The organism is Pseudomonas sp. W2Jun17 (genome assembly GCF_023127795.1).
In the GTDB taxonomy this organism is placed as follows: domain Bacteria; phylum Pseudomonadota; class Gammaproteobacteria; order Pseudomonadales; family Pseudomonadaceae; genus Aquipseudomonas; species Aquipseudomonas synxantha_A.
Genome location: NZ_SPKO01000007.1, coordinates 330,323 through 343,219 on the forward strand (window position 1 = coordinate 330,323; position 12,897 = coordinate 343,219).

The 12,897-nt window shown below is 59.8% G+C and carries 9 protein-coding genes; 7 read left to right on the forward strand and 2 right to left on the reverse strand.

The genetic code is table 11. The features are described 5' to 3' along the window. The first annotated feature begins 80 nt into the window (after positions 1 to 80). A complete protein-coding gene (rapA, locus tag E4O98_RS04885) occupies positions 81 to 2,927 on the forward strand; it encodes an RNA polymerase-associated protein RapA (protein WP_032877330.1) in 2,847 nt (948 codons plus the stop codon). A 433-nt stretch (positions 2,928 to 3,360) separates the two neighbouring features. On the opposite strand, the gene E4O98_RS04890 is transcribed toward rapA, so the two are convergent. Further along, a complete protein-coding gene (locus E4O98_RS04890; protein ID WP_032877331.1) occupies positions 3,361 to 4,707 on the reverse strand; it encodes an MFS transporter in 1,347 nt (448 codons plus the stop codon). 252 nt (positions 4,708 to 4,959) lie between these two features. On the opposite strand from E4O98_RS04890, the gene E4O98_RS04895 reads away from it, so the two are divergent. Then, positions 4,960 to 5,328, forward strand: coding sequence for a YkgJ family cysteine cluster protein (locus E4O98_RS04895; RefSeq protein ID WP_032803342.1), 369 nt, complete (start codon positions 4,960 to 4,962; stop codon positions 5,326 to 5,328). Positions 5,329 to 5,466: 138 nt separating this feature from the next. Continuing rightward, positions 5,467 to 7,731 carry a bifunctional diguanylate cyclase/phosphodiesterase gene (locus tag E4O98_RS04900; RefSeq protein WP_248134486.1) on the forward strand — a complete coding sequence of 755 codons (2,265 nt, stop codon included), beginning with the start codon at positions 5,467 to 5,469 and terminating at the stop codon, positions 7,729 to 7,731. A gap of 228 nt (positions 7,732 to 7,959) precedes the next feature. Here the strand turns inward: E4O98_RS04900 and E4O98_RS04905 are convergent, their stop codons facing one another. Then, positions 7,960 to 8,262, reverse strand: a complete 303-nt coding sequence (locus E4O98_RS04905; protein ID WP_017735930.1) for a DUF2288 domain-containing protein — start codon at positions 8,260 to 8,262, stop codon at positions 7,960 to 7,962. Positions 8,263 to 8,603: 341 nt separating this feature from the next. On the opposite strand from E4O98_RS04905, the gene E4O98_RS04910 reads away from it, so the two are divergent. The 4 genes from E4O98_RS04910 (at position 8,604) to livG (ending at position 12,896) form a co-directional block, all read left to right on the forward strand. Further along, entirely contained in the window at positions 8,604 to 9,731 is a 1,128-nt protein-coding gene (locus E4O98_RS04910; protein WP_032877333.1) for a branched-chain amino acid ABC transporter substrate-binding protein, read from the forward strand. Positions 9,732 to 9,958: 227 nt separating this feature from the next. Then, positions 9,959 to 10,882 carry a high-affinity branched-chain amino acid ABC transporter permease LivH gene (gene livH / locus E4O98_RS04915; RefSeq protein ID WP_003193535.1) on the forward strand — a complete coding sequence of 308 codons (924 nt, stop codon included), beginning with the start codon at positions 9,959 to 9,961 and terminating at the stop codon, positions 10,880 to 10,882. Beyond that, positions 10,879 to 12,132, forward strand: a complete 1,254-nt coding sequence (locus E4O98_RS04920) for a high-affinity branched-chain amino acid ABC transporter permease LivM (RefSeq protein WP_032877334.1) — start codon at positions 10,879 to 10,881, stop codon at positions 12,130 to 12,132. Before livH ends, E4O98_RS04920 begins: the two co-directional genes overlap by 4 nt. Further along, positions 12,129 to 12,896 carry a high-affinity branched-chain amino acid ABC transporter ATP-binding protein LivG gene (gene livG / locus E4O98_RS04925; protein WP_005785832.1) on the forward strand — a complete coding sequence of 256 codons (768 nt, stop codon included), beginning with the start codon at positions 12,129 to 12,131 and terminating at the stop codon, positions 12,894 to 12,896. The genes E4O98_RS04920 and livG overlap by 4 nt, the downstream gene beginning before the upstream one ends. Position 12,897: the final 1 nt, after the last annotated feature.

A 12,897-nucleotide genomic window follows, 5' to 3' on the forward strand; every position in this document is an offset into this window, starting at 1 on the left:
GTAGTTTTTGTCAGAGTCCTTGGGCGCAAGGGCTTGTTCCGTTAAGATAGTCGGCTTTTTCACGGCGGGAGTCAGGCAGCATGGCGCAGCAGTATCAACCGGGGCAACGCTGGATTAGTGACAGCGAAGCAGAGCTGGGGTTAGGCACCGTTCTGGCACAGGACGGGCGCTTGTTGACCGTGCTCTATCCGGCCACTGGCGACACCCGCCAGTATGCGCTACGGAATGCGCCCCTCACTCGCGTGAGGTTTTCGCCGGGTGACACCATCACCCATTTCGAAGGCTGGAAAATGACCGTACAGGAAGTCGACGACGTCGACGGCCTGCTGGTCTACCACGGCCTCAATGGGCAGAACGAGCAGGTCACCCTGCCGGAAACCCAACTGTCCAACTTCATCCAGTTCCGCCTGGCCAGCGACCGTCTGTTCGCCGGGCAGATCGACCCGCTGGCGTGGTTCTCGCTGCGCTACCACACGCTGGAACACACCAGCCGCCAGTTGCAGTCCTCGTTGTGGGGCCTGGGTGGCGTGCGTGCACAACCTATTGCGCACCAACTGCACATCGCCCGTGAAGTCGCTGACCGTATCGCGCCGCGGGTCTTGCTGGCTGACGAAGTGGGCCTGGGCAAGACCATCGAAGCGGGCCTTGTGATCCATCGCCAACTGCTCTCGGGCCGCGCCAGCCGTGTGCTGATCCTGGTCCCGGAAAACCTGCAGCACCAGTGGCTGGTGGAAATGCGCCGCCGCTTCAACCTGCAGGTCGCGCTGTTCGACGAAGAACGCTTTATCGAAAGCGATGCCACCAACCCGTTCGAAGACACCCAGCTTGCACTCGTTGCGCTGGAATGGCTGGTGGACGACGAGAAAGCCCAGGACGCGTTGTTCGCCGCTGGCTGGGATTTGCTGGTGGTCGACGAAGCGCACCACCTGGTGTGGCATGAAGACAAGGCCAGCGCCGAATACTCGCTGGTCGAACAACTGGCTGAAGTGATCCCAGGCGTGCTGCTGCTCACCGCCACCCCGGAACAACTGGGCCAGGACAGCCACTTTGCGCGCCTGCGCCTGCTGGACCCGAACCGTTTCCACGACCTGCAAGCCTTCCGCGCCGAGAGCGAAAACTATCGCCCGGTGGCCGAAGCCGTGCAGGAGCTGCTCGACAAGGGCCGCCTGTCTCCGGCCGCGCACAAGACCATCCAGGGTTTCCTCGGTAACGAAGGCGAAGCCCTGCTCAGCGCCGTCAACGATGGCGACAGCGAAGCCAGTGCGCGCCTGGTGCGTGAACTGCTCGACCGCCACGGCACCGGTCGCGTGCTGTTCCGCAACACCCGCGCTGCCGTGCAAGGCTTCCCCGAGCGCAAGCTGCACGCCTACCCGCTGCCGAACCCGGATGAGTACCTCGAACTGCCGTTGGGCGAACACGCCGAGCTGTACCCGGAAGTCAGTTTCCAGGCGCAGCCGGATATCGAGGAAGAAAACCGCTGGTGGCGTTTCGACCCGCGTGTCGAGTGGCTGATCGATCAGCTGAAAATGCTCAAGCGCACCAAGGTCCTAGTGATCTGCGCCCACGCCGAAACCGCCATGGACCTGGAAGACGCCTTGCGCGTGCGCTCCGGCATCCCGGCCACGGTGTTCCACGAGGGCATGAACATCCTCGAGCGTGACCGCGCCGCCGCCTACTTTGCCGATGAAGAGTTCGGCGCCCAAGTGCTGATCTGTTCGGAAATCGGCAGTGAAGGCCGCAACTTCCAATTCTCCCACCACCTGGTGCTGTTCGACCTGCCGTCCCACCCCGACCTGCTGGAACAGCGTATCGGTCGTCTGGACCGGATCGGCCAGAAACACGTGATCGAACTGCACGTACCGTACCTGGAAACCAGCCCGCAACAGCGCCTGTTCCAGTGGTACCACGAAGCGCTCAACGCCTTCCTCAACACCTGCCCGACCGGCAACGCCTTGCAGCATCAGTTCGGCCCGCGCCTGCTGCCATTGCTCGAAGCCGCCGACGACGGCGAGTGGCAAGCCTTGATCGACGAAGCCCGTGCCGAGCGCGAACGCCTGGAGCAGGAGCTGCACACCGGTCGTGACCGCTTGCTGGAACTCAACTCCGGCGGCGCCGGTGAAGGCGATGCGCTGGTCGAGGACATCCTTGAGCAAGACGACCAGTTCGCCCTGCCGATCTATATGGAAACCCTGTTCGACGCCTTCGGTATCGACAGCGAAGACCATTCGGAAAACGCGCTGATCTTGAAACCCAGCGAAAAAATGCTCGACGCCAGCTTCCCCCTGGGCGACGACGAAGGTGTAACCATCACCTACGACCGTAACCAGGCGCTGTCGCGTGAAGACATGCAGTTCATCACCTGGGAACACCCGATGGTGCAAGGCGGCATGGACCTGGTGCTGTCCGGTTCCATGGGCAACACCGCCGTGGCGCTGATCAAGAACAAGGCGCTCAAGCCGGGCACTGTGCTGCTGGAACTGCTCTATGTCAGCGAAGTGGTTGCCCCGCGCTCGCTGCAACTGGGCCGTTACCTGCCACCAGCGGCTTTGCGTTGCCTGCTGGACGCCAATGGCAATGACCTGTCCGGTCGGGTGTCGTTCGTGACCTTGAATGACCAGCTCGAAAGCGTGCCACGGGCCAGTGCCAACAAGTTCGTGCAGGCCCAGCGCGATCAGCTCACGCCGCGCATCAATGCCGGTGAAGAGAAGATCGCCCCGCGTCACGCCGAGCGTGTGGCCGAAGCCAAGCGCCGCCTGGCCGCAGACACCGACGAAGAGCTGGCGCGCCTGACCGCGTTGCAAGCGGTCAACCCCACCGTGCGTGACAGCGAGCTGGTTGCCTTGCGCAATCAACGCGAGCAAGGCCTGGCCATGCTCGACAAGGCGGCGCTGCGACTGGAAGCGATTCGCGTGTTGGTGGCGGGCTGATCATTCGCTGTCAGTAGAAGGCCCGCGCAATGCGGGCCTTTTTTATTTGCCTTCAGGGCCTCATCGGGGCATGGGTATCTACACAACTTCAGTTCGCAGCCCCTACGGTAACCACGATGCAAAGCGAGCCGCTCTTGATCTGCATTTGATCTTGATCTTAGGCGCCCCGTTAAACCACGCTGGCCGGAATTCGACAGGGATTTGGGGGGTAAACCGGCAGGGATGCCGGTTTAGCCGCCCCGCGCCATGGATGGCGCGTGGCGGCGCCCCCCCAAATCCATGGCGGATTACGGGCACACCGAGCCCAGGCGAGGTGCCGAGTGGTGGGGCAAGAGCCTTTTTGGTTACTTTTGGGGCTCTTTTCCAAAAGTGACCCGCTGTAAAAGCGGAACCAATAGCAGCCGTTACCGCAGGAATGGATATGTACTCGGTCTCAAGCTGTAGCGGCAGCCGCCGGCACCTCAACCGCACTCAACCCATCCTTCATGCGCTTGGCATCACGCACAAAACTGCGCGAGGCCTGAAACAGAAACAGCATGGTCAAGAACAGCGCCACCGGAATCAGGTACATGGCGTCATGCAACCCCACGGCTTTATACGCCTCAGTCATTTGCTCTGCCCCGGCCGCATACATTGCCGAATGGGCAAAGTGATCGGACAGCGCCCCGACCACCACCGGCCCCATGCCACCGCCGAGCAAATACAGGCCTGCAAAGAATAGCGCCATGGCCGTAGCGCGCAGGCGCGGTTCGACCACGTCCTGGATCGCGGTATACACGCAGGTATAGAAATTGTAGGCAAACAGCCAGCCCACGCTGAACAGCGCGACAAACACGCCAATTTCGATACGCCCGGCATGCAAGGCCCAGGCGGTAGTCACCGTGGAGATGATCAAGCTGCACGCGGCAAACAGCAGACGGCCGTTGGCGACCCGCTGATGGATCTTGTCGGCAATCCAGCCACCCAGGGTCAAGCCCACCAGACCGGTCAAGCCGACGATCACACCGGTGGCGACGGCCGCGTCCTGCAACGGCAGGAGGAAATAGCGTTGCAGCATCGGCACCAGGAACGAGTTGCACGCATACGTGGCAAAGTTAAAGCACAACCCGGCCAGCACCAGCCACAGGAAGGTCGGCACCGCCAGTACGCGGCGGATCGGGCGGTCGACACGCTCCTGGGACACTTGCACGGTTTCCGCCGCGCCGCGTTTAGGCTCTTTGATATAGAACATGAACACCGCCAGGATCATTCCGGGCACGGCGGCGATAAAGAATGGGGCACGCCAGCTATCAAACGCCTTGACCATCGCGCCAATGGTGAAAAACGCCAGCAGCAGCCCCAACGGCAGGCCAAGCATGAAAATCCCCATGGCCCGCGCGCGGCGGTGGGCGGGGAACAGGTCGCCGATCAGTGAATTGGCGGCCGGCGCATAGCTGGCTTCCCCGATGCCGATGCCCATGCGCACCAGGAGGAAGGTCCAGAAACTCCCGACCATGCCATTGACCGCCGTCAGCCCGCTCCAGGCGAACAGGCCCCAGCCCATCAATTTGCTGCGCGAGCCGGTGTCGGCCAGTCGCCCGAGCGGCAGCCCGGCAAGGGCGTAGACGATGGTAAAGGCGGTGCCGATGATACCGAGCTGAAAGTCGCTCAGGTGCCATTCCATGCGGATCGGCTCGATGATGATCGCAGGGATGGTGCGATCGAAGAAGTTGAACAGATTGGCCAGGAACAGCAGGAACAGAATGCGCCAGGCATTCGCCGCTTGGGTCGAGTTCTGCATGGGTCCGTCTCTTTTATTGTTATGAGCGCTACGATGCCCGATGCATCCTGCCCGGTACCTGCAACATAGTCAGCTGAGGCGGGGTTGTCTGTAATGATTCGTAAAGCTGATAGGGCATGATTTCACCCGGTAACACGGGGATTTGTCCCACAAAAATATAAGTGCGCGCCCCCCTTCCCAACGGCCATGGCACGGATAGAATGGCGAGCCTTCCTGTAACACCCCCAACCTACTTTCTTATTGATGACGCCCATGTCCGAAGCCAGTCCGTGTCTGAATTGCGGTGCCTGCTGTTCACACTTTCGCGTGTCTTTCTTTTGGGGTGAGTGCGCCTCATCCGGGGGCACGGTGCCCGATGATCTGGTGGTGCAGATCAACCCGACCCGGGTGGCAATGATCGGCACCGATCAAAAACCTGCGCGCTGTTGCAGCCTTGAGGGCGAAGTGGGCAAAAGCACCAGTTGCTCGATCTATGCACAACGTTCGAGCCCGTGTCGCGAGTTCGATGCTTCCTGGAGCCAGGGTGTGCAGAACGTTGATTGCGATGCTGCCCGTGCTGCCTTCGGCCTGGCCCCTTTGCAAGCTCCGCCGTTTGAACTGGACCTGCCCATCAGCGCTTAGCACCAAACGCTATGCACAGCATGACAAATTAATTGAGATCAAAATGCCATTACCCATGGCAAATCCCATGAGGCTTCTATACTCGACATGGTAGGTCATCGCCTCTGGCAGTGACGTGGCTCTATGACGGGATACGCTATGGAATGGCTGGGCCAGTATTTTTTCACCGACCTTCCAGACAGCGGGCATTTATTGCTCAATTGCAGTCATAACCCCTTTCTGGTGCTACTGGCGTACCTGGTTGCCTGCGCAGCGGGGTTCGGCACCCTGGACATGGCCGAACGCGTCGGCCATGTAGAAGACCCCACCGCCCGCCGCCACTGGCGCTGGCTGGGAGCGGGCTGCCTGGCGGGCGGGATCTGGTCGACCCATTTCATCAGTATGCTGGCCTTCCAGGCCCCAATCGCCATTCATTACGAATTGCTCACGACGTTTGCCTCGCTGTTGATTGCCCTGATCGCCTCGCTGTTCGCCATGAAAACCCTCAGTCATGCCCATCTGCGTTTGCACCAATACCTGCTGGCTTCGGTATGGATGGGGCTGGGCATCGCGCTGATGCATTACGTGGGCATGGCGGCGATGCGCTCCCAGGCGCAGGTGTACTTTGAATCGCGGTTGTTCATGGCCTCGGTGGCGATTGCCATCGTTGCCAGCCTGGCGGCGTTGCTGCTGTCCAGTTACCTGCGCAACGGTGCCGGGGTGTTTCACCAACTGCTCAAGTACGCCGCCAGCCTGGTTCTTGGCGCGGGGATCCTGAGCATGCACTTCACCGGCATGGCGGCCATGCAAATGTTGGTACCCAGCGGCGCGGACCTGTCATTGCCGGTGGACAACAATCCGGTTCAACTGGGCCTGTCGGTGGCGGTGATTACCCTCTTGGTGATCGGCAGCGGTGTCAGCGCAGCTCTGGCAGACAAAAAACTGCAGCACAAGGAACGTGACCTGCGCCGGGTCAATGCGCTGCTCAGCGAACTCGACCAGGCCCGCGCCTCACTGCAACAAGTGGCCCATTTTGACGCGCTGACCAACTTGCTCAACCGCCGTGGTTTCAATCAGATCTTCGCGGAGAAAGTTGCAGAAAAAACCCGAAGCCAAGGCATGATGGCGGTGATTTTCCTCGACATTGACCACTTCAAGCGCATCAATGACAGCCTCGGCCATGACGCTGGCGACCAGTTGCTCACGGTGCTGGCCGGGCATATCAAGGGCTCGATACGTAGCCGTGAGGATGTGGTCGCACGGTTTGGCGGCGATGAGTTCTGCATCCTGATCAATATCCATCACCGTGACGAAGCGCGGCACATGGCCCAGCGCATCATGCAGAAAATGAAAGAACCCATCGAACTGGCCGGCCGCCGCATGGTGATGACTACCAGCATTGGTATCAGCCTGTTCCCCGACGATGGCCACACCTGCGAAGAACTGCTGAAGACCGCCGACCTGGCGCTGTACCAATCCAAGGACACCGGGCGCAACAGCCTGAACTTCTTCAGTTCCAACCTGAAAACCCGCGCCTCCCTGGAACTGCAACTGGAAGAGGAGCTTCGTGCCGCATTGCGCGCAGGCACCGAACTGGTGTTGTTCTATCAACCAATCTTCGACATGAAACTGGGCAAGGTCACGCGCCTTGAGGCACTGGTGCGCTGGCAACACCCCCAGCATGGGTTGCTGGCCCCGGACCGGTTTATCGGGATCGCCGAGAACAATGGGCTGATCGCCGAGTTGGACCACTGGGTATTGCGCCAGGCCTGTCACGATCTGAGCCTGTTGTCTGACCGGGGCTACACCGAGCTGACCATGGCCGTGAACTGCTCGGCCCTGAACCTGGCGCGGGACGAGCTGGCCGATGAAATCGAAGACGCCCTGCGCTTTGCCGGCGTGGCGGCCAACCGCCTGGAACTGGAAGTCACCGAAAATGCGCTGATGGGCAATATCAGCAGCACCCTGGCGCTGTTGCGGCAAATCCGCGCCCTGGGGGTCTCCCTGGCGATCGATGATTTCGGCACCGGCTACTCATCCCTGGCCTATCTCAAGCGCCTGCCGCTTAACACCTTGAAGATTGATCGTTCGTTTATCCAGGACATCCCCAAATCCACCGCAGACAGCGAAATCGTCCAGGCGATTATCGGCATGGCCCACACCCTGCACTTGCAGGTGGTGACCGAAGGCGTGGAAACCCAGGCGCAGTTTGAGCTATTGCTCAAGCACGACTGTGACTTCATCCAGGGTTACCTGCTCAGCCCGGCGGTGCCGTTCAACGACATCATCGGTGTGATGCAAGGCATTGCGATGCGCAATCCGCTCTACCCCTTCAGCGTGGAAGGCAATAAAGACAGCACGCCCACCAAAGACCCTGCGCCAGTGCGAATCGGCCCGCCGTCTATTGTCAGGCCAATTCGCTGAAGCCCAAATCAGAATGCTGGTGGTGCGACGACTGCAATCGCCAGTGCCATGGCACACATGGAAACAATTCTTCAGCGGTTTCCCGGCGGCCTGAACTGTTCCCGTGACGTTTACGTCACCCTAGGCTGTGACCTTTCTCTACGGCAAGGTGCCATCACTGGCAACGCGGTTACTCCGCTACACACTTATGGGGACAGAAAAGGCGCACCTTTTTCGCGCACTCCATTCTTACGCCGCCCTTTCCTGGATCAGAATCCAAGGCGAGACCACCACCGCCCACAGGCTTGGATCACGCTCCACCAAGTCCAATGCCCGCGTTGCAGACACTTCGCCAAGGCTCCCTGAAGCCAGCCAGGCGGCGACTTTATCACGGTTGTCTTCAGCCATTCCCTCGGCTGCTTCGATCAAATCCAGTCCGGCATCGACCCACAATAGGGCACCCTTGGCAAAGAACGGCTCTAGCTCCTTCCAGGAAATTTCAGCGGTTTCACCGAGCAGCTTGGCATAGAGGGTGCTAGGTTCTTGCGTCATGGGAGTTCACCTGAGTAAAAAATCGGCGCAATCATAGCCTTCTGACTCAGGCAGAAAAACCCAGTAGCAAATGAGGTAGCGATTGAAAGGGCCGGGAAAGCCAGGGAACACCTTGAAAACGGGTGTAAGCCCGCCGCAATTCTGTCTTTTTCTTTCATTTAAGCGACACGCTCAGGTTTTGCCCCCCGTTGCCAGCTTTTCAATTGATCAACCGGCGCTCTACACTGTACCGGTACAGTTGCCAGGGCAATACCGGGGGGATATCCGCGATATCTGATCCGGTTCTGCAGCTCACAAGGCCGCTAGAACTATAAAAAATACAACAGTAAGAGTGGAGCACTATGAATAAGGCTACTAAGCAGATTTCCAAACTGTTTGCCGCTATGGTCCTGGCTGGGGTTGCCGGCCATTCGTTCGCAGCCGACACCATCAAGATCGGCATCGCCGGTCCCAAGACCGGTCCGGTAACGCAATACGGCGACATGCAATTCATGGGTGCCAAGCAAGCCATCAAGGACATCAACGCCAAGGGCGGCGTGGATGGCAAAATGCTTGAAGCCAAGGAATACGACGACGCTTGCGATCCAAAACAAGCGGTCGCCGTAGCCAACAAAGTGGTCAATGACGGTGTCAAGTTCGTAGTCGGCCACCTCTGCTCCAGCTCCACTCAGCCAGCGTCGGATATTTATGAAGACGAAGGCGTCATCATGATTACCCCGGCTGCCACCAGCCCTGAAATCACTTCCCGTGGCTACAAGCTGATTTTCCGCACCATTGGTCTGGACAGCGCACAAGGCCCAGCAGCCGGCAACTACATCGCCGACCACGTGAAACCGAAAATCGTTGCGGTACTGCACGACAAACAGCAGTACGGTGAAGGCATCGCTACCGCCGTGAAAAAGACCCTCGAAGAAAAAGGCACCAAGGTTGCCGTCTTCGAAGGCTTGAACGCCGGCGACAAGGACTTCTCCTCGATCATCCAGAAACTCAAGCAAGCCAACGTCGACTTCGTCTACTACGGCGGCTACCACCCTGAGCTGGGCCTGATCCTGCGCCAGGCCAAGGAAAAAGGCCTGAACGCCAAGTTCATGGGCCCAGAAGGTGTCGGCAACGACTCCATCTCGCAAATCGCCCAGGGCGCTTCCGAAGGCCTGCTGGTGACCCTGCCGAAATCCTTCGACACCGACCCTGCCAACAAAGCCATCGTTGAAGAGTTCACCAAGAACAAGCAGGACCCAACCGGTCCGTTCGTGTTCCCGGCGTACTCCGCGGTTGAAGTCATCGCCGGCGGTATCGCTGCCGCGAAGAGCGAAGACACCGCCAAAGTGGCTGAAGCCATCCACGCCGGCACCTTCAAGACCCCTACCGGCGACCTGAGCTTCGACGCCAAGGGCGACCTGAAGGACTTCAAGTTCGTGGTCTACGAATGGCACTTCGGTAAACCAAAAACCGAAGTTTCCCCTCAGTAAGCCAGGCGTTACTGGTCAACAAGCCCACTGTGCAAGCAGTGGGCTTTGTTTTACGAGGTTTATGGGCCATGTCACCCGCGATCCGGGCGCTGGCTCACCTGAAAATCTTAAAACCGTCACCAGCGGTTCGCTGGCAAACGCTTCGTGCAACCTGGTCACAGAACAGGGCACCGAGCCGGAAATGACTCCACCAGTGAAATGCGTATCGGGTTTTTAGGAGCGCTGTAATGCCTGAGATCTATCATTTTTTCCAACAGCTGGTTAATGGCCTGACCATTGGCAGCACCTATGCCTTGATAGCCATTGGCTACACAATGGTTTACGGCATCATTGGAATGATCAACTTCGCCCATGGCGAGGTATACATGATTGGTTCCTATGTGGCCTTCATCGCCCTTGCCGGGCTGGCCATGATGGGGATCCACTCCCTGCCGCTGTTGATGACCGCTGCGTTCCTGGCATCGATCATCGTGACCAGTGCCTATGGCTACAGTATCGAGCGGGTTGCCTACCGTCCCTTGCGTGGCAGCAACCGTTTGATCCCGCTGATTTCCGCCATCGGCATGTCGATTTTCCTGCAGAACACCGTATTGCTGTCCCAGGACTCCAAGGACAAGTCCATTCCCAACCTGATCCCGGGGAGCATCTCCTTCGGCCCGGGTGGCGCACAAGAAGTGCTGATTTCGTACATGCAGATTCTGGTTTTCGTGGTCACCCTGGTGGCCATGCTGGGCCTGACCCTGTTCATTTCCCGCTCCCGTCTGGGGCGCGCCTGCCGGGCCTGCGCCGAAGACATCAAGATGGCCAACCTGCTGGGCATCAACACCAACAACATCATCGCCCTGACCTTCGTCATTGGTGCTGCGCTGGCGGCCGTGGCGGCCGTGTTGCTGAGCATGCAATACGGCGTGATCAACCCCAACGCCGGTTTCCTGGTGGGCCTCAAGGCCTTTACCGCAGCGGTATTGGGCGGCATCGGCAGCATTCCGGGCGCCATGCTCGGTGGGCTGGTGCTGGGTGTGGCCGAAGCCTTTGGCGCCGATATATTCGGCGACCAGTACAAGGACGTCGTCGCGTTCGGCCTGTTGGTTCTGGTGCTGTTGTTCCGTCCGACCGGCATCCTGGGCCGTCCGGAGGTTGAGAAAGTATGAGCAGATATCTTAAATCGGCGTTTTTCAGCGCCTTGCTGGTATGGGCCGTGGCCTTTCCGGTACTCGGCCTCAAGCTGAGCATTGTCGGCATCAACCTGGAAGTGCATGGCACCGGGCCCGTGACCCTGACCGTCATCGCCTTGTGTTCGGTGCTGATGTTTCTGCGCGTGCTGTTCACCCAGCAGGTCGGTGCCTTGTTCAAGGGCAACCGTGCTCCGTTGGTGTCGCCCAAGGTCAGCCAATTCCTGACCCTGCCGCGCACCCAGCGCTACATCATCATCGGCCTGATTATCGCCGCGCTGATCTGGCCGTTCTTCGGCTCACGCGGTGCGGTCGACATTGCGACGCTGATCCTGATCTACGTGTTGCTGGGCCTGGGCCTGAACATCGTGGTGGGCCTGGCCGGCCTGCTCGACCTTGGTTACGTGGGCTTTTACGCCGTGGGTGCCTACACCTACGCGCTGCTCTCGCACTACCTGGGTTGGAGCTTCTGGATCTGCCTGCCGCTGGCCGGCATGGCGGCCGCTACGTTCGGCTTCCTGCTGGGCTTCCCGGTGCTGCGCCTGCGCGGTGACTACCTGGCCATCGTGACCCTGGGCTTCGGTGAGATCATCCGCCTGTTCCTGCGTAACCTCACCGATATCACCGGTGGGCCCAACGGTATCAGCAGCATTCCCAAGCCAACGTTCTTCGGGCTGTCGTTCGACCGCACCGCCGCTGAAGGTATGCAGACCTTCCACGAGTACTTCGGGATCGCCTACAACCCGGTCAGCAAAGTGGTGTTCCTGTACCTGGTGGCGCTGCTATTGGCGTTGGCGGCACTGTTCGTGATCAACCGTTTGCTGCGCATGCCCATCGGCCGTGCGTGGGAAGCGTTGCGCGAAGATGAAATCGCCTGCCGTGCCCTGGGCCTGAACCCGACCATCATCAAGCTTTCCGCGTTCACCCTGGGCGCCGCGTTCGCCGGTTTCGCCGGCAGCTTCTTCGCTGCGCGCCAGGGCCTGGTTACCCCGGAGTCGTTCACCTTTATCGAGTCGGCGATCATTCTCGCCATCGTGGTATTGGGTGGCATGGGCTCGCAACTGGGCGTGATCCTGGCGGCGATCGTGATGATCCTGCTGCCGGAAATGATGCGTGAGTTCAGCGAATACCGCATGTTGATGTTCGGCGCCATGATGGTGCTGATGATGATCTGGCGCCCTCAAGGCCTGCTGCCCATGCAACGTCCACACATGGAGCTGCGCAAATGAGCCGCGAGATCCTGAAAGTTGAAAACCTGAGCATGCGCTTCGGCGGCTTGCTGGCGGTCAATGGCGTGGCCCTGACCGTGAAAGAGAAACAGGTCGTGGCGCTGATCGGCCCCAACGGTGCCGGCAAGACCACGGTGTTCAACTGCCTCACCGGCTTCTACAAGCCGAGCGGCGGCAGCATCCTGCTGGACGGCCAACCGATCCAGGGCCTGGCGGGTCACGAGATCGCTCGCAAGGGCGTGGTGCGTACCTTCCAGAACGTGCGGTTGTTCAAGGACATGACCGCAGTCGAGAATCTGTTGATCGCCCAGCATCGTCACTTGAACACCAACTTCTTCGCTGGCCTGTTCAAGACCCCAGCGTTCCGCAAGAGCGAGCGCGAGGCCATGGAATACGCGGCGTACTGGCTGGACAAGGTCAACCTGACCGAGTTTGCCAACCGCCCGGCAGGCACCCTCGCCTACGGCCAGCAGCGTCGCCTGGAAATCGCCCGTTGCATGATGACCCGCCCGCGGATCCTCATGCTCGACGAACCTGCCGCGGGCCTGAACCCCAAGGAAACCGAAGACCTCAAGGCGCTGATCAGCGTGCTGCGTGAGGAAAACAACGCCACGGTGCTGTTGATCGAACACGACATGAAACTGGTCATGAGCATTTCCGACCATATTGTGGTGATCAACCAGGGCACGCCGCTGGCCGACGGCACGCCGGAGCAGATCCGCGACAATCCTGAAGTGATCAAAGCCTATCTGGGGGAAGCGTAAA